The 20,790-nt window shown below is 72.0% G+C and carries 22 protein-coding genes; 2 read left to right on the top strand and 20 right to left on the bottom strand.

Features of this window, described 5'->3' with window-relative positions; all coding sequences use genetic code 11:
- Nucleotides 1-14: 14 nt before the first annotated feature.
- Together efeO and efeU are read right to left on the bottom strand one after the other, a co-directional pair.
- Complete coding sequence (gene efeO, locus AC5RWQ_RS21880) at nt 15-1,148, bottom strand: iron uptake system protein EfeO (RefSeq protein ID WP_494284548.1); 1,134 nt, start codon at nt 1,146-1,148, stop codon at nt 15-17.
- Nucleotides 1,149-1,175: 27 nt separating this feature from the next.
- A complete protein-coding gene (gene efeU, locus AC5RWQ_RS21875; RefSeq protein WP_494284547.1) occupies nt 1,176-2,093 on the bottom strand; it encodes an iron uptake transporter permease EfeU in 918 nt (305 codons plus the stop codon).
- 297 nt (nt 2,094-2,390) lie between these two features.
- Here efeU and AC5RWQ_RS21870 point away from each other — a divergent pair, with 297 nt between their 5' ends.
- Entirely contained in the window at nt 2,391-2,543 is a 153-nt protein-coding gene (locus AC5RWQ_RS21870; RefSeq protein ID WP_494284546.1) for a hypothetical protein, read from the top strand.
- A gap of 635 nt (nt 2,544-3,178) precedes the next feature.
- Here the strand turns inward: AC5RWQ_RS21870 and ahcY are convergent.
- From ahcY to AC5RWQ_RS21805, 13 genes are all read right to left on the bottom strand, one after another.
- Nucleotides 3,179-4,666 carry an adenosylhomocysteinase gene (ahcY, locus tag AC5RWQ_RS21865; protein ID WP_494284545.1) on the bottom strand — a complete coding sequence of 496 codons (1,488 nt, stop codon included), beginning with the start codon at nt 4,664-4,666 and terminating at the stop codon, nt 3,179-3,181.
- 274 nt (nt 4,667-4,940) lie between these two features.
- Nucleotides 4,941-6,104 carry a mannose-6-phosphate isomerase, class I gene (manA, locus tag AC5RWQ_RS21860; RefSeq protein WP_494284544.1) on the bottom strand — a complete coding sequence of 388 codons (1,164 nt, stop codon included), beginning with the start codon at nt 6,102-6,104 and terminating at the stop codon, nt 4,941-4,943.
- A gap of 2 nt (nt 6,105-6,106) precedes the next feature.
- A complete protein-coding gene (locus AC5RWQ_RS21855; protein ID WP_494284543.1) occupies nt 6,107-7,105 on the bottom strand; it encodes a cation diffusion facilitator family transporter in 999 nt (332 codons plus the stop codon).
- A complete protein-coding gene (locus AC5RWQ_RS21850) occupies nt 7,102-8,298 on the bottom strand; it encodes an SIS domain-containing protein (RefSeq protein ID WP_494284542.1) in 1,197 nt (398 codons plus the stop codon). The genes AC5RWQ_RS21855 and AC5RWQ_RS21850 overlap by 4 nt, the downstream gene beginning before the upstream one ends.
- Nucleotides 8,295-8,480: a Trm112 family protein gene (locus AC5RWQ_RS21845; protein ID WP_334492025.1), complete on the bottom strand. Its 186-nt coding sequence runs from the start codon at nt 8,478-8,480 to the stop codon at nt 8,295-8,297. The genes AC5RWQ_RS21850 and AC5RWQ_RS21845 overlap by 4 nt, the downstream gene beginning before the upstream one ends.
- A gap of 61 nt (nt 8,481-8,541) precedes the next feature.
- On the bottom strand, nt 8,542-9,924 hold the full coding sequence (locus AC5RWQ_RS21840) for a phosphomannomutase/phosphoglucomutase (protein ID WP_494284541.1): 1,383 nt from the start codon (nt 9,922-9,924) through the stop codon (nt 8,542-8,544).
- A 68-nt stretch (nt 9,925-9,992) separates the two neighbouring features.
- Nucleotides 9,993-11,114: a hypothetical protein gene (locus AC5RWQ_RS21835; protein WP_494284540.1), complete on the bottom strand. Its 1,122-nt coding sequence runs from the start codon at nt 11,112-11,114 to the stop codon at nt 9,993-9,995.
- Nucleotides 11,115-11,304: 190 nt separating this feature from the next.
- On the bottom strand, nt 11,305-12,006 hold the full coding sequence (gene nfi, locus AC5RWQ_RS21830) for a deoxyribonuclease V (protein ID WP_494284539.1): 702 nt from the start codon (nt 12,004-12,006) through the stop codon (nt 11,305-11,307).
- Between the two features lie 78 nt (nt 12,007-12,084).
- The gene (locus AC5RWQ_RS21825; protein ID WP_494284538.1) at nt 12,085-12,732 is read right to left on the bottom strand and encodes a tetratricopeptide repeat protein; all 648 of its coding nucleotides are present in this window, start codon (nt 12,730-12,732) and stop codon (nt 12,085-12,087) included.
- Nucleotides 12,729-13,313, bottom strand: coding sequence for a DinB family protein (locus AC5RWQ_RS21820; protein WP_494284537.1), 585 nt, complete (start codon nt 13,311-13,313; stop codon nt 12,729-12,731). The genes AC5RWQ_RS21825 and AC5RWQ_RS21820 overlap by 4 nt, the downstream gene beginning before the upstream one ends.
- 51 nt (nt 13,314-13,364) lie before the next feature.
- Nucleotides 13,365-13,541 carry a hypothetical protein gene (locus AC5RWQ_RS21815; RefSeq protein ID WP_494284536.1) on the bottom strand — a complete coding sequence of 59 codons (177 nt, stop codon included), beginning with the start codon at nt 13,539-13,541 and terminating at the stop codon, nt 13,365-13,367.
- Nucleotides 13,538-13,855 (bottom strand): hypothetical protein, encoded by a 318-nt coding sequence (locus tag AC5RWQ_RS21810; RefSeq protein WP_494284568.1) that lies wholly within the window; start codon nt 13,853-13,855, stop codon nt 13,538-13,540. Before AC5RWQ_RS21810 ends, AC5RWQ_RS21815 begins: the two co-directional genes overlap by 4 nt.
- Nucleotides 13,753-14,145 (bottom strand): hypothetical protein, encoded by a 393-nt coding sequence (locus tag AC5RWQ_RS21805; protein WP_494284535.1) that lies wholly within the window; start codon nt 14,143-14,145, stop codon nt 13,753-13,755. The genes AC5RWQ_RS21810 and AC5RWQ_RS21805 overlap by 103 nt, the downstream gene beginning before the upstream one ends.
- A 276-nt stretch (nt 14,146-14,421) precedes the next feature.
- On the opposite strand from AC5RWQ_RS21805, the gene AC5RWQ_RS21800 reads away from it, so the two are divergent.
- On the top strand, nt 14,422-14,649 hold the full coding sequence (locus AC5RWQ_RS21800) for a GntR family transcriptional regulator (protein ID WP_494284534.1): 228 nt from the start codon (nt 14,422-14,424) through the stop codon (nt 14,647-14,649).
- Between the two features lie 65 nt (nt 14,650-14,714).
- Here AC5RWQ_RS21800 and AC5RWQ_RS21795 read toward each other — a convergent pair whose 3' ends face one another.
- The 5 genes from AC5RWQ_RS21795 to AC5RWQ_RS21775 form a co-directional block, all read right to left on the bottom strand.
- Nucleotides 14,715-15,050 carry a hypothetical protein gene (locus AC5RWQ_RS21795; RefSeq protein ID WP_494284533.1) on the bottom strand — a complete coding sequence of 112 codons (336 nt, stop codon included), beginning with the start codon at nt 15,048-15,050 and terminating at the stop codon, nt 14,715-14,717.
- A gap of 98 nt (nt 15,051-15,148) precedes the next feature.
- Nucleotides 15,149-15,532: a hypothetical protein gene (locus tag AC5RWQ_RS21790; RefSeq protein ID WP_494284532.1), complete on the bottom strand. Its 384-nt coding sequence runs from the start codon at nt 15,530-15,532 to the stop codon at nt 15,149-15,151.
- 71 nt (nt 15,533-15,603) lie between these two features.
- The gene (locus tag AC5RWQ_RS21785) at nt 15,604-20,019 is read right to left on the bottom strand and encodes a toxin glutamine deamidase domain-containing protein (protein ID WP_494284531.1); all 4,416 of its coding nucleotides are present in this window, start codon (nt 20,017-20,019) and stop codon (nt 15,604-15,606) included.
- 14 nt (nt 20,020-20,033) lie between these two features.
- A complete protein-coding gene (locus AC5RWQ_RS21780) occupies nt 20,034-20,366 on the bottom strand; it encodes a hypothetical protein (RefSeq protein WP_494284530.1) in 333 nt (110 codons plus the stop codon).
- A complete protein-coding gene (locus AC5RWQ_RS21775; protein WP_494284529.1) occupies nt 20,359-20,784 on the bottom strand; it encodes a YbaB/EbfC family nucleoid-associated protein in 426 nt (141 codons plus the stop codon). The genes AC5RWQ_RS21780 and AC5RWQ_RS21775 overlap by 8 nt, the downstream gene beginning before the upstream one ends.
- Nucleotides 20,785-20,790: the final 6 nt, after the last annotated feature.

Here is a 20,790-nt window from a genome sequence, read left to right as displayed (position 1 = left end):
GAGGGGACCGGCCGTCATCGGGCGACGACGGCGGCGACCTTGCTGATCGGCTCGGCGAGGGCGTTGATGCTGTCCGAGAGCTCCTTGAGCTCGGTCTTGCTCAGCGCGGTGTGCAGCTTCCAGCCGTCGCCGTCACGGTGCTTGCCGAGCACCTTCTCGACGTTGGCGAACTCGGTGTCGAGCTGGCTCACCAGCTCCGGCGCGCGCTGCTCCAGGGCGGGGCGGAGCGAGGCGACGGCGGCCTTGGAGCCCTCGAGGTTGGCGTTGAAGTCCCAGAGGTCGGTGTGCGAGTACCGCTCCTCCTCGCCGGTGATCTTTCCGCTGGCGACCTCGTCGAGCAGCGCCTTGGCGCCGTTGGCGAGCTGGAGCGGGGTGAGCTTCTCGGCGTTGGCCTTGGCCACGATCTCCTTGACGTCGGCGAGCAGCCGGTCGGCGATCGGGCCGTCCTTGCTGATGTCGCCGTTGCCCCAGAGGTCCTTCTCGATCCGGTGGAAGCCGGTGAACTCCATGCCCTCCTCGACGACCTCCTCGCGGCCGTCGATCTTCGGGTCGAGGTCGCCGAAGCTCTCCGCCACCGGCTCGATCCGCTCCCAGTAGGTGCGGGCGACCGGGTAGAGCGCCTTGGCCTTCGCCACGTCGCCGGCCTTGACCGCGGTGACGAACTCCTCGGTCTTGGTCAGCAGGGCGGCGGTCTGGCTGGTCACGTACCGCTGGTAGCTGGCGGTCGCCTGGGCCAGCGCGGCGTCCGGCGCGACGGTCGCGGCGGTGCCGCTGACCTTGAGCGCGCCGCGGATGCCCCGGCCGCTCATCCCGGGCTTGCAGGCCGTCTCGTACGTCCCGGCGGGCAGCTCGACGCGCAGCTCACGGCTCAGCCCCGGGGCGATGTTCTCCACCTCGCCCATCACCCGGTCGCCGGCGGCGTAGACGTAGAACTCGTTGACCTTGCTGCCGGAGTTGGTCACCGTGAAGGTGGCCTGGCCGGCGGCCAGGTCGGTGCGGTCGACCTCGCAGGCGGTGTCGGTGGCCTTGACCGTGACCGCGTTGCCGGCCTTCGCGGCCTCCTTGCCGTCGTCGGCGCCGCAGGCGGTGACGCCGGTGACGGCCAGCACGCCGGTGGCGGCGAGCACCAGGAAGCGGGTGGTACGCATCAGTTCTGTCTCCTCGAGGAAGGCGGGTCAGGCGCGCGGGGGCGCGGTGGCCGAGGCGGTCGACTCGGCGGGCTCGGCCGGGGCGCCGGCGGCCGCGGCCGGCTGCGCCGGGGCGGCGGCCGGGGGCTTCGGGGCGGTCGCGGGCTTCTTGAGGAAGAGCACCATCACCGGGACGGCGTACGCCACCCAGGCGACCATCTCCAGCACGCTCGGCGCGGCGGTGATGTTGAACATCCCGGTGAGCAGGGCCGCGTACCAGGTGGTCGGGTCGAGCACGGAGGTGATGTCGAAGGCCAGGTCGTTCAGGCCGGGCAGGACGCCGGCCTCCTGGAAGTCGTGCACGCCGTACTTGAGGATGCCGGCGGCGACGAGGATCAGCAGCGCGCCGGTCCAGGTGAAGAACTTCGACAGGTTGATCTTCAGCGCGCTGCGGTAGAGCAGGAAACCGATCACCACGGACGTGGCGATGCCGCCGGCCAGCGCGAGCAGCGGACCGCGGCCGGCGCCACCGGCCGCGCTCTGCGCCGCCGAGTAGAAGATCAGCGCGGTCTCCAGGCCCTCCCGGATCACCGCGAGGAAGGCCATGCCGGCCACCGCGAGGGAGCCGACCGCGAGCGCGTCGGTCAGCTTGCCGCGCAGCTCACCGGCGATCGTCCGGGCGGCCCGGCGCATCCAGAAGATCATCCAGGTCACGAAGACCACGGCGGCGACGGAGGTGACCGCCTCGAAGAGCTCCCGGTCCTCGGAGCGGGCCAGCAGCGAGGTGGAGGTGTACTCGATCAGCCAGCCGAAGAGCACCGAGAGCGCCACGGCCAGGCCGACGCCGGCCCAGACCTGGGGCAGCCGGTCCCGGCGCTGCGACTTCACCAGGAATGCGACCAGGATGCTGACGACGAGCGTCGCTTCCAGGCCCTCCCGCAGGCCGATCAGGTACGTGGCGAACATCGGTACTCCGTGTCTTGGTCAGGTTTGCCTCAGTTAACTTAGGGCAGCCATACCTTCCCTCTGATCCGGGGTGGCCGTCAAGTCGTTCATGAGGACTTCACTCTGGTCCCGCTCCGGCCCGGATCACACCGAGGGCGGCCACCGGCCGGTCCGGCCGTGGGAGGATCGACGGACCCCCAGGACAGGACGGCCCGTGCCCGACACGCTCCGCACCACCACCCTCCGCCCGCCGGGCACCACGCCGCCAGGGACTTCCGGCCCCTGTGCGCTTCGCCACCAGCCGCCCGGACGGCGGCCGTGAAGGGCTTCGGTCCGTGGCTGGCGGTGCTGGCGCTGGTCGTCGTGCTCAGCGCGCTGCGGCTGCGCCCGCTGGCCGCCGCGGTCTCCCTCGCCTGGCTGGCCTGGTGCGTCTGGACCTGGATCCGCCCCACCCGCCGCGATCCCCGCTGACCCGCTCCCTCGGCCGCGGCGCCGGGCCCCGGCGTCGGGCGGTGTCGGGCACCGGGCCCCGGCGTCCAGGACACCCACACACCATCCCGTCGACCCGGCCAGCGTGCTGCTGTCCGGGTACGACGTTCCGCTGGGTCGCTACACCACCGTGCGTCGGCCGCTGCCGCCCCGGGCGCCGTTTCGGACGCTACGAACTTGATGTCGTCAACGAATCGGATGTGCGTCTCCGGCGTCCGAGGTGCCAGGCGCCAGGCGGTAGGCGTCAGGCGTGGGGCGGGTAGGCGTGGGGCGGGTAGGCGTCAGGCGGTAGGCGTCAGGCGTGAGGCGTGAGGCGGCAGGCGGTCGGCGGTCGGCGCCGGGGGTTAGGCGCGGGCGCAAGGCGGTAGGAGCGAGGCGGCAGGAATGAGGCGTTAGGCGTCAGGCGCGGCCGCGAGGCGGTAGGAGCGAGGCTGGTGGCCGAGTGGCGCGGGGCGCGGGGCGTGACTGAGAGCCGCGATTCGTTGGCGTCATCAAGTTTGTAGCGTCCGGCGGGACCGCCCGGCCCCTTGAACGTCGGCCACCGCCAGCCCACCGTCGCGGCGTACACGAAAGGACCGGGCCGGCCGCGTGGCGGCCGGCCCGGTCCTCAGCGGAACTCAGTAGCGGTAGTGCTCCGGCTTGAACGGGCCTTCCTCGGCGATGCCGAGGTAGGCGGCCTGCTCCTTGGTGAGCTTGCTCAGCTTGGCGCCCAGCGCGTCCAGGTGCAGCCGGGCGACCTTCTCGTCCAGGTGCTTGGGGAGCACGTACACGCCGACCGGGTACTCCTCGGTCTTGGTGTAGAGCTCGATCTGGGCGATGGTCTGGTTGGAGAACGAGTTCGACATCACGAAGCTCGGGTGACCGGTGGCGTTGCCCAGGTTCAGCAGGCGGCCCTCGGAGAGCACGATGATGGCGTGGCCGTCCTCGAACTTCCAGAGGTCGACCTGCGGCTTGATGTTGATCCGGGTGACGTCCGAGCGCTTGGCCAGGCCGGCCATGTCGATCTCGTTGTCGAAGTGGCCGATGTTGCCCACGATGGCCTGGTGCTTCATCCGGGCCATGTGCTCGTTGGTGATGACGTCGAAGCAGCCGGTCGCGGTGATGAAGATGTCGGCCGTCTCGACCACGTCGTCCAGGGTGGCGACCTGGTAGCCGTCCATCGCCGCCTGGAGGGCGCAGATCGGGTCGACCTCGGTCACCACGACCCGGGCGCCCTGGCCGCGCAGCGACTCCGCGCAGCCCTTGCCGACGTCGCCGTAGCCGAGCACGACGGCCACCTTGCCGCCGATGAGCACGTCGGTGGCCCGGTTGATGCCGTCGATCAGCGAGTGCCGGCAGCCGTACTTGTTGTCGAACTTGCTCTTGGTCACCGAGTCGTTGACGTTGATGGCCGGGAAGAGCAGGGTGCCGGCGCGGTGCATCTCGTAGAGCCGGTGCACGCCGGTGGTGGTCTCCTCGGTCACGCCCTTGATGCCGGCGGCGATCCGGGTCCAGCGCTGGTTGTCCTCACCCAGGGTGCGGTGCAGCACCTGGAGGATGACCGCGTACTCCTCGGAGTCGGCGGACTCGACCGGCGGGACGACCCCAGCCTTCTCGAACTCGGCGCCCTTGTGCACGAGCAGGGTGGCGTCGCCGCCGTCGTCGAGGATCATGTTCGGGCCCTGCCCGTCCGGCCAGGCGAGCACCTGCTCGGTGCACCACCAGTACTCCTCCAGGCTCTCGCCCTTCCAGGCGTAGACCGGGACGCCGGCCGGTGCCTCGGGGGTGCCGGTGGGGCCGACCACGATCGCCGCGGCGGCGTGGTCCTGGGTGGAGAAGATGTTGCAGGACGCCCAGCGGACCTGCGCGCCGAGCGCGACCAGGGTCTCGATCAGGACGGCGGTCTGGATGGTCATGTGCAGCGAGCCGGTGATCCGCGCGCCGGCCAGCGGCTGGGCGTCGGCGAACTCACGACGGATCGCCATCAGGCCGGGCATCTCGTGCTCGGCAAGCTGGATCTCCTTGCGCCCGAACTCGGCGAGCGACAGATCCGCCACCTTGTAGTCGCCCTCGGCGAGGGTGCTCGGCCGCGCGCCACTGGTGGACGCCGGGAGGGTGCTGGTCATGGAAGCTCCTGTCGAACGATGTACTGCCCGACCGTCCACCTTACGCGCGTGCCTCGATGCCGCGCGGAGGACCTTGCAGACAGCGCACGGGGCGGTCGGTGATGGACGGACTTTCCATCCACCCGCCGGCCGCCCCGTGCATCCCCCCGGTTTGGTTCCCTCGCGCGCTCTCGAACCTTCGTCGCGACAACGCTGCGTACCCATAGAGTCACACCGCGCCAGGGGTGCGTCAAGCTATTTCGGAAAAGTCGGACTTGTGGCGTGGTCGCGCGGCTCAGCAGGTGCCGCAGGTCGCCACGTACGCCTCGCCCGCACCGGCGAAGACCAGCGGCTGCGCGGTGGCCGCACCGATCGCCGCCTGCCCCGTGGCGAGAGTCACCGGGCCAGCGCCGTCGTCCACGGTGAGCGTGCCGCCGAGGCAGAGCACCACCCGGGGCCCCGCCAGCGCCAGCCGCACCGACGGGGTGGCCGTGCCCACCGTCACCCGGTGCAGCGCGAAGTCCTCGATCGGCACCGGCCAGCGGACCACCCCGGGTGCCACCGGCTCCGGGCGCACCACCGGGTCGTCCAGCACCTCGAACCGGAGCACCCGCAGCAGCTCGCCGACGTCCACGTGCTTCGGGGTGAGCCCGCCGCGCAGCACGTTGTCGCTGGCCGCCATGATCTCCACCCCGGTGCCGCGCAGGTAGGCGTGCAGGTTGCCGGCCGGCATCCAGATCGCCTCGCCCGGCGCCAGCCGCACGTGGTGCAGCAGCAACGCCACCAGCACTCCCGGGTCGCCCGGATAGGCCTCCGCCAGGGCCCGGGCCAGCTCCGCGTCGCCGCCGGCGACCGGGGCCGCCACCACGGCCGCCACCAGCCCGGCCCGCTCCGCGGCCGGCCAGGTCAACAGCAGGCGTACGGCCTCCCGCAGCCCCACCGGCCCGGTGCGCAACGCGTCCACCACGGGCGCCAGCGCGGGTACGCCGAACCCGGCGAGCACCTCCGCCGAGACCGCCGGGTCCCGGAAACCGCAGAGCGCCGCCATCGGCGAGAGCGCGACCAACAGCTCCGGCTTGTGATACGGGTCGACGTAGTTGCGCCGCCCGTCGGTGCGGTCGGCGTCGGCCGCGTAGCCGGCCCGGGCCTGCGCGGCGTCCGGGTGGGCCTGGAGGCTCAGCGGGGCGTCCGCGGCGAGCACCTTCAGCAGGAACGGCAGCCGGGCACCGAACCGGCCGAGCACCCGCTCGCCAAGCCAGTGGCCCGGATCGGCGGCCAGCAGGTCGACCAGGCTCACCCGGTCGCCGTCCCGATCCACCGTGGCCGGGGCGCCCGGGTGGGCGCCCAGCCACAGCTCCGCCTCCGGCCCGTCGCTGGGCACCGGACGCCCCTGGAGTTCGGCGATAGCCGAACGTGACCCCCAGGCGTAGTCGCGGATCGGGCCGTAGAGCAGCTCCACGGTCAGCCCCCGGCCCGCTCACCCGGCTCGGTGTCCGGCTGCGGGACGGCGGTGTGCGACGCGGCGCCGGTACCGGCCCGCTCCGCGGCGGCGCTGTAGATGTCCGGCTCCAGGTAGATGACCCGGGCGATCGGCACGGCGGTGCGGATCCGGGCCTCGACGGCGTTGATGCCGCGGGCCAAGTCCTCGGCGCTGTCGCACGGCAGCACGCCGATCTTGGCGGCCACCATCAGCTCCTCGGGGCCGAGGTAGAGCGTCTTCATGTGGATGATCTGCTGAACCTCGGGACCATCGGTGATCGCCCGCTCGATGGCGGCGAGGTCCTTCGGGTCCGCGCCCTCACCGAGCAGCAGGCTCTTGGTCTCGATCGCCAGCACGATCGCGATGATCACCAGCAGCACGCCGATCATCGCGGTGCCGGCCGCGTCCCACCTGCCGTTGTCGGTGATCAGCGTCATCCCGACGCCGAAGAGCGCGAAGACCAGACCGACCAGCGCGCCGAAGTCCTCCAGCAGCACCACCGGCAGCTCGGGCGCCTTGGCCCGGCGGATGAACTTCACCCAGGACTGGCTGCCCCGGGTGTGGTTCGACTCCTTGATGGCGGTCCGGAAGGAGAAGCCCTCCATCGCGATCGCGGCCACCAGCACCAGGACCGGCACCCACTTCCAGCTCTCGATCGGGTGCGGGTCGGCCGCCTTGTGGTACGCCTCGTAGAGCGCGAAGAGGCCACCGAGGCTGAACAGCACGATCGACACGATGAACGCGTAGATGTAGCGCTCGCGGCCGTACCCGAAGGGGTGCTGCGGAGTGGCCTCCCGCTTGGCCCGCTTGCCGCCGAGCAGCAGCAGGCCCTGGTTGCCGGAGTCGGCCACCGAGTGGATCGACTCCGCCAGCATCGACGAGGAGCTCGTCAGCAGGAACGCGATGAACTTGGTGATGGCGATGCCGATGTTGGCCAACAGGGCGGCGACGATCGCCTTCGTCCCGCCATTTGCGCTCACTGGTTCGACAGCTCCTTCATTTCCGTGACGGCCGGGACGGCCATGGGGTCCAGGCCGTGGGCCAGGGCGAGGTAGATCGAGGTGAAGTCGGGCACCGCGACGAGCGAGGCGAGCCGCTCCAGCGCGGAACCGCCTTCCGCGGTCACCACGTCGCAGCGCACCCCGCGCCGCTCGGCGAGGGTCTGCACCGCGTCGGCGCGGCGTTCCTCGACGGCGAGCGGCTCGTCGGTGTCGTCCTCGGCGTTGAGCCCGCCGTCGCGCAGCAGCACCAGCCGCAGCCGCGTCGGGTCACCCTCGACCTCCTCGCGGTCGGCGAAGATGTCCCGCGCCGACTCCACCAGGCCGCCGAAGACGCCGTCGAGCAGGCCGACCCGACCGCGACCGGCCTCGCCGAGCGCCCCGGTGACCACCGGGTAGCGGGCGTTGGCCGACAGGGTGTCGCCGAAACGCCGGGCCGCGACGGTGGCCAGCGGGGACGACCCCCAGACGATCGGGATCGACCCGGCCAGCCCCAGGGCCAGCGACTTCGCCGGGTTGACGAAGGACTCCGCGGTCGGCCGGCAGCGGTCGGCGTCGGCGTCCAGCCGGGCCGCGGTCTCCGCCAGATCCGCCTCGTTGACCTTCACGAGGCCGAGCGTACGGGCGGCGAGCAGAACCGGCACGGTGAGCGCCCAGAGGCTGGCCCGGGCCGGCGCGCGGCGGGGAACCGGGATGAACGGCGCCCGGGCCCGCTCGGCGACCGACTGCAACTGCGAGTCGGGCGCGCCGACGGCGACCAGTCGGGCGCCGCGGCGGTGCGCGGCCTCGGCGGCGCCGAGCGCCTCGGGGCTGCGGCCGGAGGCGCTGACCGCGATCACCACGTCGGCCGCGCCGACCCAGCCGGGCACGCCGGAGCTGCGGTGCGCGATGACCGGCACCGGGCAGCGCGGCCCGGCGACGGTGGCGAGCACGTCCCCGGTACGCCCGGCGGTGCCGATGCCGGCGATGACGACCGCCCGGGGGCGGCCGCCGTCCTCCAGCAGGGAGAGGTTCGCCTCGGCGGCCAGCGCCGCCGACTCGCGTACCTGGGCGCCGGCCGAGGCGGTGAAGCGCAGCATGCCGCCCGGGTCGTGCTCGGCGAAGGCGTCCGGGTCGTCCAGCACGGACTCGTCGGCCACCCGCCGGCCGCTGAGCCCGGCCGTACCGTCCATCACGGCTTCGCCTGCGGGCCGCCGCGGGCCTCGTCGAGCAGCAGCACCGGCACGTCGTCGCGCACCTCGAAGACCCGACCGCACTCGGTGCAGGTCAGGGTCTGCGCCTGCGCGTCGTAGTCCAGTGGGGCGTGGTGCGTGTCCGGGCAGGCGAGGATCTCGAGCAACTGCGGGTCCAGGGCCACGGCGCGGCTCCTTCCACGTGTGCGGTTCGTCGGTCGACGGTGCCGACCGGCGCAGGCGATCTTATCGGCGAACCCGCTCCAGCACCTCGTCGCGCAGTGAGATCATCCGCTCCGCGCTCGGGCCCTCGACGTTGAGCCGCAGCAACGGCTCGGTGTTGGACGCGCGCAGGTTGAACCAGGCGCCGTCGGGGAAGCGCAGGGTGAGCCCGTCCAGCTCGTCGGCCTCCGCCTCCGGGTACGCGGCGCGCACCTCGGCGACCCGGGCGGCCTGGTCGCCGACCGTGGAATTGATCTCACCGGAGGCGGTGTACCGCTCGTAGACGCTGGCCAGGATCGACAGCGGCTGGGACTGCTCACCGAGCGCGGCCAGGGTGTGCATGGCGGCGAGCATGCCGGTGTCGGCGAACCAGAAGTCGCGGAAGTAGTAGTGCGCGGAGTGCTCGCCGCCGAAGATCGCGTTGGTACGGGCCATCTCGGCCTTGATGAAGGAGTGGCCGACCCGGGTCACCACCGGCACCCCGCCATGCTCCCGGATGATCTCCGGCACGGCACGGGAGGTGATCGCATTGTGGATCACCGTGGAGCCGGGGTGCCTGGCCAGCTCACGGGCCGCGACCAGGGCGGTGATCGCGGACGGCGAGACCGGTTCGCCGCGCTCGTCGATGACGAAGCAGCGGTCGGCGTCACCGTCGAAGGCCAGCCCGAGGTCGGCGCTGTGCGCGACCACCGCGCGCTGGAGGTCGACCAGGTTCTTCGGGTCGAGGGGGTTGGCCTCGTGGTTGGGGAAGGTGCCGTCCAGCTCGAAGTAGAGCGGGACGATCTGCAGCGGCAGGGCCGGCAGCGCGGCGTCGCCGAGCACCGTCGGCACGGTGTAGCCGCCCATCCCGTTGCCGGCGTCCACCACGACCTTCAGCGGCCGGATCGTCGACAGGTCGACCAGCTTGCGCAGGTACCCGGCGTAGTCCGCCAGCAGGTCGCGGCGCTCGGCCGGGGCCTGCGGCTCGCCGGCCGCGCGCCCGCCGCCCGCCAGCATGGCCTGGGCCCGGTCCCGGATGTCGGCCAGGCCGCTGTCCTGCCCGATCGGCCGGGCGCCGGAGCGGCACATCTTGATGCCGTTGTACTGCGCCGGGTTGTGGCTCGCGGTGAACATCGCGCCGGGCAGGGAGAGCGCGCCGGAGGCGTAGTAGAGCATGTCGGTGGAGCCGAGCCCCAGCTCGATCACCGAGCGCCCCTCGGCCCGGACGCCGACGGCGAACGCGGCGGCCAGGGCCGGGCCGGTGGCCCGCATGTCGTGCGCGATCAACACGGCGTCGCCGGGCTCACCCGCGGTGTTGAGGACCTGCGTGAAGGCGGCGCCCAGAGCCTCGGCGGTGCGCTCGTCCCACTGGTCGGGCACCGTCCCACGGACGTCGTACGCCTTCACGATCTGGGACAGGTCAGACACCGGTTTCGCTCCTTGGCAGCAGGTCGTCAACGACCCGAGCGTAACGGAGCAGCGGGGTCCGCCCCGTCCTAGCCGGGCAGGCGGGGCATGAACGTGGTGGCGTCGCCGCCCGCGGGGCCCGCCTCCGGGCCGCCCTGACCGGCCGGCGGCGCCGAGGTGGGCCGGCTCTGCTCCGGGGGCGCGGAGGTGGGGGCCGGCGGGGCGGAGGTCGGCCGGGCGCCGTACACGCCGCCGGTGGGGCGCGGGGTCGGGGCGACCGTCGGGTACGCGCCGGCCGCGCCGTACAGGCCGCCGGCGTGGGCCGGGGGCTGCTGCTGGCCGTACACCTGGCTGGTCGGCGTGGGGGTCGTGCCCGGCAGCCCGCCGCCGGAGCGGTAGGTGGTCGGGCCGGGGTTGCGGGGCACCGGGAGGCCCGGGTAGCCACCCTGCTCGTCCGCGTCCGCCCGGTCCCTGCGGTTGTTGCGGATGAGGAGGGCGATCAGCCCGGCGCCCACGGCGACCATGGCGATGCCGAAGTACATGATCATGGATCCTCCGGAGGACTCGTCGGCGTCGGCGGCAGCGGCCTGACTGGTGGTCGGCCCGGCGACCGCGGCCTGGGTCGGCGCGCCCGGGGCGGCGACCGCGGCCTCGGTCGGCTCCGCGCTGGGGGTGGGGGTCGGGGTGGGCTCCCTGGTCGGGGTGGGCGCGGCGGCCTGGCCGTCGACCCGGGAACTGTCGGCACCCCGGCCGAGGAGCCGACCGATGGCGTTCGTCGCCTCGCCGACCACCTGCAGCCGCCCCGCCGGTGCGCCCTCCGCGAAGGCCACCCGGTAGCGGACGGTGATGCTCTTTCCCTTGCACAACGTCGGATCCGCAGGCGAGGTACGGGGGACGCTCACCTCTGCCCCGCCGCCGGAGACCGGCACGGGGAACCAGCGGCCGCCCGCGTTCACCTCTACCCGCACCTGGTCGGCGGTAATCCCGTCCAGGCGCAGCGTGAGCGAGGTGCGCAGCAGCACGCAACCGTCGGTGCGCTTGCGCACCTCGACCGACACGCCCTCCGCCGACCCACCGGCGGTGAACTCGCCCGGCGCACGCACGCCGACCCGGTCCTCGTCGGCGTACGCCGGTGCCGCCCCGACGACCAGCAGGCCGCCCAGCACCGCGCCGGCCGTCACCAGTCGCGCCACCTGCAGACGCACGGACATGTCCACCTCACCGTCTCTTCCCCGTTGGGGTCCGCCGGTAGGTTACTACCGGCCCAGGTCACCCCCCGGTCATCGACCGCTCCACATGAGCGCCGCATCACCCCCCACCCGCGCCCGCTCCCCCACCCGCCCGGGTTGATCAAGGAGTTTGGGCACGGATCTGGGCAGGAATCGTGCGCAAACTTCTTGGTCAACCAGGGAGGGTGGGGCCCGGGGGCCGGGTGGTCGCGGCGGTGAGGGCGTCGCGGCTGAGGCGGTCGGCGGTGCGGGTGGTCTCCGGCAGGCGGTAGTGGGGGGTCAGGGCGAGCACCTGGGCGACGGCGTTCGCCAGGCTCATCCGGTGGCCGACGCTGACGAAGACCGGCTTCACCCCGTCCCGGGTCCGCAGCACCCGACCCACCACCTCGCCCCGGTCGATCAGGTCGCTGGCGGCGCCCCGGCGCGGCCCCGGCTCTGCCCACTGGCCGACCAGCGGCGTCTTGCCCACCCCGATCGTCGGCAGGCCGGTCAGCACGCCCAGGTGGCAGGCGAGCCCGAACCGGCGCGGATGGGCCAGCCCGTGCCCGTCGCAGACCAGCAACTCCGGGCTGACGGTCAGCCGGTCGAGCGCGCCCAGCAGGGCGGGCAGCTCCCGGAAGGCGAAGAGCCCCGGCACGTAGTCGAAGGCCGGCCGCCCCACCTCGACCGCCCGGTCCAGCACTGCCAGGGTCGCGGCGTCGAGCACGGTGACGGCCGCGGCGAGCCGGTCACCGCTCTCCGCGTACGCGACGTCGAGGCCGGCCACCGTCGCGGGCCGGTCCGGGCCCGGCCCGACCAGGTCCGCGAGCGGCCGCAACCGATCCTGTACGGCCACCGCCTCGGCCACCGTCCGCGGCGCGTCCGGGCTGCTCATCATCGACTCCGTTGCGGGCACACGGCAGTATCCCCGCGAGCCCGGCACCCGCACCACCGGCCGGACGTCGCGCCCCGGTCACTCGCCCAGGGCCTCGCGGGCCTCCTCGACCCAGCGCAGGATGCCAGCCGCCCCGCTCGCCTCGGCGACGGCCGCCGCCTCGTCGACCAGCACGGCGGCATCGTCCCGCCGCCCGTCACCGATGGCGAAGAAGGCCAGCGCCACCAGGTTCGCGGCCACCCCCGGACCGAAGCCGATCTCGCGGCGCAGTCGGGTGGACTCCTCCATCCGCTCCCGCGCCGCGTCGAGCTGCCCGGCCGCGTGCTCGGCAAGGGCCAGGTGCCGCAGCACGTACGAGAGAGTCAGCCGGTCGCCGACCCGGGTGGCCAGGTCGTGGGCCGTGGCGAACGCGGGAGCGGCGGCCCGCTCGTCCTTGCGGATCAGTTGCTGGACGCAGCCGATCCAGAAGAGCGCCTCGGCCTCCCCACGCTCGTCGCCGAGCCGCCGGTAGAGCTCGGCAGCCCGCTCGAAGAGCGCCAACTCGCGCGGGTCCTCGACCCGATCATCGAGGAAGGACGCGTGCAGCAGCCGACCCCGGGCCATCGCCAGATCGGCCTCCACCCCGTCCAGGTCCCGTTCGGCGCCAGCGAGACCGCCGGAGTCACCGCCGAAGACGGCGCGCTCGTAGTGCGCATTCGCCCGGGCGATGCGGCCGTCAACGGTCACTGGCCGACCCTTCCGTCGATCCGCTCGCGCAGGAAGTCCGCGTGGCCGTTGTGGCGGGCGTACTCCTCGATCATGTGCACGAGCAGCTCGCGCAGCGTGATGCCCTCGTTGCCGCGCTTCCCCTTGACCCCCAGGTCGTTCTCGGCGACGAAGCGGTCGGCGTACGCGACCTCGGCCCGCCAGGTGTCCCACGCCTCGGCGACCACCGCCGGGTCGGCGACCGCGCCGGTGAAGTCGGCGTCCCGGTCGCTCTCGGTGCGGTAGATCCTGCGAGCGTCCGCTCCGGCCATGGTGCGCCGGAACCAGGCGCGCTCCACCTCCGACATGTGCCGCACCAGCCCGAGCAGCGAGATCGGCGACGGCGGCACCGCCCGGCGGGCCAGCTGCTCGGCGTCGAGGCCGGCGCACTTCAACTCCAGGGTGAGCCGCTGGTCGCGCAGGTAGTTGACCAGCATCTCCCGCTCGTCGTCGAAGTTGCCGTCGGAGCGGGGATCGTCCTCCGGGGTCAGGAACATGTTGTCCCAGGCGAAGGAGGGGGTGGGAAGGGTTGCCGCGGGTGGCTCGGAGCGGAAGTCCGTCATGCGCCGACCCTGACCCAGTCATCGAACGCAGGCAAGGGAATTGCGCCCCGATCAGATCCGCCGGAGTCCCAGGCGCGGCTTCGGCTTCTCACCGGCCAGGTGGCGCAGCTTGTGCTGGCGCACCTGCTCGTCCCAGACCTCCTGGTCGTAATCCGGGTCGGGTGGGATCCACTTGTGCGAGCCGTCGCTGTAGTGGAACTTCTCGTCCCCGGGGCGCAGCCAGCTCACCGCACCCACCCCACGAAGCGCCGGTGCAGCGTGCCGGCCGGCACCCGGACCAGATCCTCGGCGGCCCAGACGAGGTAGGAACCCATGTAGACCGCCAGTGAGACGGGCGCCCGGTCGAACTCGGCCCGCAGCTCGCGCCGGCGGGTCGGGCAGGGCCAGGGAAGATCACATCCGCCGCAGCTCCACACCGGCAGGATCGGCCCGTGGGTGGTCACGGCCGGCCGCCGAGAAAGCGCGCGGTCCGCGACCGTGCCTGCCGGCTGGTCGCCCAGTCGACCTGCCAGCAGGGGTACGGCGACAGCCTCCTCCACCATGCCCAGCACCCGATACACATGCCGTCGGGCCCGCGCAGATGCACCGCCAGGACGAGCCACATCAGTTGATCGGCGGTGGGCGCTCCTCCCCCGGCCAGTGGCCGCGATTGATCGGAATCCGGTGCCGCACCCGGCAGGGCAACTCGACGCCGCACCGGCAGACCCGACGCCACCGGCGCCAGCACCACACCGGCCGATGCCGGCGGGCGAGGGTCGCCGCCACCGCGACCAGGTAGTCGTCGTAGGAAACCCGGCGCGCCATTACGCCGCCCGCTCTGTCGAACCCGCATCCCGCTCCCGAAGGTCGATCACCCGCTGGAAGACCCCACGCCGCAGACCACTCACAGGGCCTCCCACCACTCACCCGGACGGTGCCGCGGGTGCCCACCCCGGACGGGGACCAGGCCAGACACCCACGGCGGGGCACCCAGCCGCCAAGCTCAGCAGCCCCACGAAGCAACATACCGCACATAGTGCAGTGCCCTCAACAAGAAGCACATTGTGTTGTAGGGCCCGCCGCACCTGTGGTCTTCTTGACCTAGCCGCCAAGCTAGGAGCACCACCACATGTACGAACCCGCATACATGCAGGTAGCCCGTGACATCCGCGAGCAGATTCAAGATGGTCGCCTCAAGCCGGGCGACAAGCTGCCGTCATTCGCCAAGCTCTGCGAGCAATACGAAGCGAGCAGCACGGTGGTCAGGAGCGCGATGCTCGTGCTCAAGGCAGAGGGCCTCATCGACGGACGGCAGGGCAAGGGCGTCTACGTCACGGACCGCAAGCCTCAGCCATAGAGCTGCGCCCAAGCCTCGTTGCCTTGCCGGGCATATTGAGAACTAGGGCATCGCAGGAAGAGGAGTCAGGCCGGCCCCGAAGGCCGCCGGTACGCCGAGGTCACTTCCACGCCTGCGCCTTCGAGCTCGGCCCGAATCTGCTGGACGAAGCGCTCCGCATCGGCAGCGGGAACGTCTCGCGGAAGCTCCACGTCGACCCGCCACTCGGCCGTGTCGACATCCCGCCAGAGCTCCACCGTCGCGTACCGCCCGCCCACCGATTTACGGGCTTCACCAAACAGCTCGTCCCAACTGTCGGTCAGTCGCCCGGGCGAGCTCAGCAGTAGCGCCGACCGCAACCGGTCCAGCGAGCTTTGGTCGAGACCGGGTGCGATCCGCAAAGCCCAACCCACATCGGTCACGGGAGCCCTCCGACGACCCAACACTCTCTTGTGCCTGGCTAGGCCAGCAGTAAAGGCGAACAGTCCGGCCCCGGAAAGCGGTTACCGAACACGGGGGCTCAGCCGCCAGACAGTCCGTGCGCCAGCGAGGGGTCGGCACCGAGATCACCGGCGCGTTGAAGTTCCTCCTCGAACATCACAAAGGTCTTCCGACGGATGCCACGCACCAGCGCCACCTCCCGTGGAGTCGGGTAACGGCTCTCTCGCGCCTGCACTTCGGTGATCGCATTCACCGTCTCGTAGAGGGCATGGACCGGACCGTCACCGCGGAGGTAGTAGCCGCGATCATGCTCGGTGAGTTGGATGAAGTCGTCAGGCGTCAACGATTCGACGTTGTCGCCGGCAGGGAAGAGCAGCTTGTCGATCAGCTCATTGGCGGCTTGCCAACCACCGGTCTCCCTTGAGAGTCGCCATGCCGCGACACCCCCGTCTGCTGTCTCCACAAGCTTTACCGGAGACTCGTAGTAGCTGAAGAACGCTGGAAGCACGAGGCCCTTAGGCTGGTTCAAGGTCGTTAGCCCTCTCGCTCGTTCGTGGCCACGGCGCGCCAGAAGGCCTCCTGGCCCTTGCGGAGTAAGCCCTCCCGGATCGCGCGTTCGCGATACGTCAGCGGCCGGCCCTCCAACTCCGCAAGGGCGTCCATATCCCGTCGGACCTCGTACAGAGCATGCTCCCACTTCGCCACATCATCGACATCGGCGAGGTGGAGACGCAGCTCGGCGACATGCCCGTTGGACATTCGAAGGCTTAGCAGAATGTCCCGGTAGCCACTGGGCTGAGGATGGATAAACCGATCCTTGATGTTCAGGATCACCACTCCGGGCGCCTGCCTCAAGCGCTCGAGAGCGGAGTAGACGTCTCGGAGCCGATCGAACTGCACTCGGGCAGCAGCGAGGTCCTTCAGGTCGGATGCGTCGTTGTCGTACTCGATCAGCTTGTCCGAAACTCGCTGGCGGCCCTTCGGTTCCTTGCGCCACCCAGCTTGTCCCCGTCCGCCCGCGAGGTCGAGTGCGAGCTGGTTCAGCTCGACCTGAGCGACCGCGGCATCAACGTAGAGAGCCCTGAGGTAGGAGGAACGGTAGCTTTCGTCGTGCCTCCGTGTGACGTCGAAGTTCGCCTGCTTGACGGGTTGCTTCAGCGCGGCAATGCTCGTCGAGATGCGGTACTGGTCAGGCTCCAGCGTCGTGGGCTGCGGGACGGGCAAATGACCAGTGGCGGATGCGGCAGTGGTCGGCTCACCGATGTCATCGAGAACCGACGTCAGGACGTCGATGGCCTGCCGCCGTCCGGCAAGGTGATGCAGTGTCATGGGACGTGCCGTCAGCGAGCTCGCCAGCTCCGGTGTCGCGAGAATCAGCCGAACCAACTCAGGCTGCCGTATGAGCTGGCGTATCAACGCCTCACCCAGCATCGGCGTACCCGGCGGCGGTGTTCGCCAAGTCTCATCCAGCATCCGCACTACCCGCGAGTCCGCGAAGAGCCGAACCAGCTCGTCCGTTGCCCTCTCATTGAGGTGTGGCGCTAGCCGCCGAAGTGCCGTCGCGTCCAGCTCGGTGGCCAACTCGGCCGGGGTGACGCCCGCGGTGAAGGCCGCGTCGAGGTCCGCGCTGGCGGCAAGGATGTCCCGCACCGCCCTCCTCGTTGACAGGCGTTCGGTGATTGCTCCGTCTCTCCTACGCCGAAGTGCCTCCTGATCGTCGTCAGACAGGTTCGTCGGGAGATCAGGTTCAGGCGCCCGACGGACCGGTTCGCCCACCGACTCCGGTGTGGTGGAGCCGGGGCCGTCGAGCAGCTGAATCCGATTGAGGTACGGGTCGCCGTGCCCGTCCTGGTCGTCGGGCGCGGGCGGGTAGTTCGGAAGGTCCGGCAGAACGCTGAAACGCCCTCGGGCCAGGCCACCCAGCGGCATCGGCTGGCCGTCGCGACCTAGCACCAGCGCGTCGATGGCGACGGCATTGTCCGGCCCGGGCGCTCCGCTGTGCGTGTAGAGCGGGCGGTCACCGACGGCGCCCCGCTGCGGGTCGAGGTAGAGCACCGTGCCGTTCTGGTTGAACGCCACCCAGGCGTGCGAACCGCCGTTCTCCCACTCGGTGATCAGGAAGGCGTAGCTGCCGTGGCCGCCGATGACCAGTTGGTCATGGAGGTTGTCGAAGGCTCGCTCGACCGACTGACCCAACTGCGCCGCTGCGAGCGTCTGCCCGTCCCTCGGGGCGAAGAGCCGTTGGAACCGGCCGCCCGTTACCTCCTCCACCCTGGCCGGGCCTTCCGCCTCGCCCCGGATCGGTCGCCGTACGTCGCCCTCCAGGTAGCCGTCGAAGGTACGCGGCGCGGACACGCGCGGGCGGCCGTGCAGCCAGGTGTCGTACAGCGAAAGGGTGCAGTCCAGGCAGTTGATGCCCCGGGTGGGATCCGCCTCGGGTCCACCGTCGTTGGCCAGGGCGAACCATCCGCCCTCCCGGGGATCGGCGGTACGGACCACGGTGCCGTCGGGGTTCCGCGGCATCTGTCGTTCGAGGTCGGTCTGGTGCAGCGCCAGGGGCGGGCGCAGGCCGCCCCACTGCCCGTACTGGCGAGACCGGTCGATGGGCGCCGGGTTGTCGTCCCCGGTCAGGGCGGACCGGTCGTCGGTCTCGACGGCGCCGGGAGCCAGGTCGGCCACGTCGTCGTTGATCCGCTGGAAGTCCGCCGCGTCCTCGACGACAACCTCGTCCGGCACCACCTCGCCAGCTCGGGTCGCGTCGGCCAGGTCGGCCAACTCGTACGAGTCCCGTTCAGCAAGGTCGCTGGCCTGGGACAAGTGCTCGCTGCGGAGGGCAAGGCCCGCCCTGACAGCCTCGCGCGCACGCTGCTTGAACCAGCGCGCCCGGTCCAGGTAGTGATTCGCTGAATCCCGGAGATGCTCCGCAGAGTCGCGCCGCCGGCGATCTTCGTACCATGCGCGCTGGGCCTCGAAGTAGCCCCGATACCGGCGTCGCTCCAGGCCTTCCCGATCGGCAGCCCACTTGGCGGCGTACCACTCCGGCGTTCGCGGTCTCAGCGATTCGATGGCCGGCACGGGCGACGGTAGGGACGGTTGGTCGCTCGCCATCGGTGTGGTCGCCGGCCCCGGGGCGAGCGTCTCCAGCAGCGGAAACCGGTGGGGCCGCGACGCACTCGACGCGTCGGCACCTCTCTCCGGCACACCGGTGGACTGCTCGGGTCGCCCTCCGTGCTGGGGCGTCGATGACGGCTGGTGAACCGGAGCCGGCGCAGAACTGTGGGAGGCCGTTGCAGGGGACGCGGCCTGGCTCGGCGCGAGATGCCCATCGTTGGCCGTGCTGGTGACCGGCCCGGAGTTGGTCGGGCTCACGACTGCCGGTGGGCTGGCACCGGTCGTGACTGAACCAGCGAACGTCCCGCCCGTCGTGCCGGCGCCGACGTGCGCAACCGGGCCGCCTGCCGTCGCGGGCACCGGCGTCGCCGGTTGAGGCGGGGCCGGTGGCGGGTCGACCACCTGCGGTGCCAGGGCCGGTGGGTGCTCGACGGTGACGGCGGAAAGCGTGGGGCTGGCTACCGCCGGCGCTGCCTCGGCACCATTCGACAGCGTCCTGTCGGCGTCCCCGACGATTTGCAGGTCGGGACCTTCCTGCACCCCCGCTGTACCGGAGGCCACCGCTGCGGCATGTCGGGCGGGTGCAGGGTCCGCTTGGGGAGGGGCGGACGAGGGCTCGTACCCCGGCTGAGCAGCCGTCGGGGCGGCGGCACCGGCCGTCGCTGTCGCGCCGGCCTCCAGAGATTCCCCACGAAGGACGGAGGCGTGCGCCGCCTCGGGAGGCGGCGGCCCCGGGTAAGACGAGCTCTCGCCGCCCGCCTCCGGGATGCGCGGGGGCGGAGGCACGGGGAGGTCGCTCGGCGCGAGGGGCACGCCCGCGAGGGCGTGCATTCGGCCGTCGAGGCGGGCATGCAACTCCGTGTGGGCCTGGCCCGTCGCCGACCCGCTGACCCCGGACACGGCCGCGCGGGCCGCCTCCTCGACCGACACGACGCCCTGGCCGGTGGCGAGCCCCGCCGCGCCCTCGGCGAGCACCTCACCGGTCATCTCACGGCCGAAGTGCTCCCCGATCCGGGCCGCCCGCCCGGTGGCGTGTCGGCCCAGACCCGCCAGTGGCGCCACCGCTCCGCCGGCCAGCCCACCGACCGCCGACGCGCCCAGGTCGGTCAGGTCCAGGCCGTGGCGACGGCCGGTCGAGTTCTGGTACGCCTGCGTGGCGAGGCTTACCCCCGCCTCCTCCCCCGCCTCGGACAGCCCCTCCTTGACGGCCCTCCGGGCAAGGCCCCGCGCGCCACCCTTGGCGACCTCCTTGGCCGCCCGCTCGCCGGCCTCCTTGAGCCCCTGCTTGAGCGCCTTCCTGGCCATCTGGGCCAGCAGCCGCTTGAAGATCTGCTGCACGACCACGCGGGTGGCGGTGATAGCCGCGCCGGCCGCCGGCGAGGCGGCGCCGGCGGTGAGCACCGCGGCCACCGCCAACGAGAGCAGCTCGACCACCAGGATGCCCAGCTCGATCCAGACCTCGAGCTTGGCTCCCTCGATGTCGCAGCCGCACTCCTCCACCAGTCGGCCCAGGTCCGCGCTGACCGCCAGCAGCACGGGCAACGGGGCCTCGTCGCCCTCGGCGACCCGCCGCCAGGCGGTGTCGAACGCCTCGGCGACCGCGCCGATGCCGCCGTATCCGCTGCGCACCTCGGCCGCCGCAGCGAAGGCGTCGTCGCGCGGCCCGGCCAGCGCGTCGGCCACTGCGTACCACTGGTCGGCGAGGTCCCAGACCGCCCGCTCGTCGCCGTCGGGCCATTCCACGCCGACGACCCAGTCAAGCGCCTCGTACACCCAGCCCGGCAGGTCCCAGGGGCAGTAGTCGAGCGGATGCGGGATCGGGCTCGGCAGCAGGCTCACAGGTCCTCCGGGCGTCAGCGCCGGCCGGGGATGCCGTCGAATCGGCGGCCGCTGACGGTGTCCGCTTCGACGTTCGCGTCCACGGAGGCAACGGCGTGGGCGCCGAGGTTCTCCACTGTGTGCCCGACGCCCTCCCAGGCGCGCAGGAGCGTCTCCGCGTAGCGGCGGTACTGCTTCTCGAAGGCGGCGCCGATGTCGTCCCGGCCCCACGGTCGCGCCGCGCTCGCCGCCGCGATCGGCCCGCCGACGCCGGCCCGCCGGTCGCCGATCGCCTCGCCTGCCAGGTGCAGGTCGGCGCCACCTCGGCGGGCCCGGTCCGGGTCGAGCCAGAGCTGCCCCTCAGTCACGGCGCTCACCCTCGCCCCGGAACACCGCGTCGGCCCGGCCGAGCAAGGCGCCGAAATCACCGGTACGCAGGAATTCCACCGACCCCGATCCGGCCGGTAGGTAACCGGCGACCAGCTCCTGGGTGGCGGCCGCGGCCGCGGCCGTGGCCCGGTGCACCGTCGTGGTGATCTTCCGGCCCAGCGCGTGGTGGTCCCGGTCGTGGTAGACGCCCGGGTCGAGCTGTACCGAGATCAGCTCACCGCGCGCGCCCACCGTCGCGGTCACCTTGCCGTCGTCGGAGCGCTCGGTCACCCGCAGCTCGGCGAGCCGGCCCTGGAGTTCGTCCAGACCGGATCGGAGCCGCTGGTACTCGCCGTGCACCTCCGCGAAGCGATCCCGGAGCGCGCGATTGGCGTCCCGGTCCACACTCTCGGCCAACGTCGC

Source organism: Micromonospora sp. BS32, assembly GCF_059089345.1.
Note: the sequence above shows the minus strand (reverse complement) of the source record. Positions and strands in the feature narration are given on the sequence as shown.

Bases quoted from the DNA above. Each gene is read 5' to 3' on its own strand.
- efeO (WP_494284548.1), bottom strand. From the start codon at position 1,148: ATGCGTACCACCCGCTTCCTGGTGCTCGCCGCCACCGGCGTGCTGGCC.
- efeU (WP_494284547.1), bottom strand. From the start codon at position 2,093: ATGTTCGCCACGTACCTGATCGGCCTGCGGGAGGGCCTGGAAGCGACG.
- ahcY (WP_494284545.1), bottom strand. From the start codon at position 4,666: ATGACCAGCACCCTCCCGGCGTCCACCAGTGGCGCGCGGCCGAGCACC.
- AC5RWQ_RS21835 (WP_494284540.1), bottom strand. From the start codon at position 11,114: ATGTCCGTGCGTCTGCAGGTGGCGCGACTGGTGACGGCCGGCGCGGTG.
- nfi (WP_494284539.1), bottom strand. From the start codon at position 12,006: ATGAGCAGCCCGGACGCGCCGCGGACGGTGGCCGAGGCGGTGGCCGTA.
- AC5RWQ_RS21820 (WP_494284537.1), bottom strand. From the start codon at position 13,313: ATGACGGACTTCCGCTCCGAGCCACCCGCGGCAACCCTTCCCACCCCC.
- AC5RWQ_RS21810 (WP_494284568.1), bottom strand. From the start codon at position 13,855: ATGGTGGAGGAGGCTGTCGCCGTACCCCTGCTGGCAGGTCGACTGGGC.
- AC5RWQ_RS21805 (WP_494284535.1), bottom strand. From the start codon at position 14,145: ATGCGGGTTCGACAGAGCGGGCGGCGTAATGGCGCGCCGGGTTTCCTA.
- AC5RWQ_RS21800 (WP_494284534.1), top strand. From the start codon at position 14,422: ATGTACGAACCCGCATACATGCAGGTAGCCCGTGACATCCGCGAGCAG.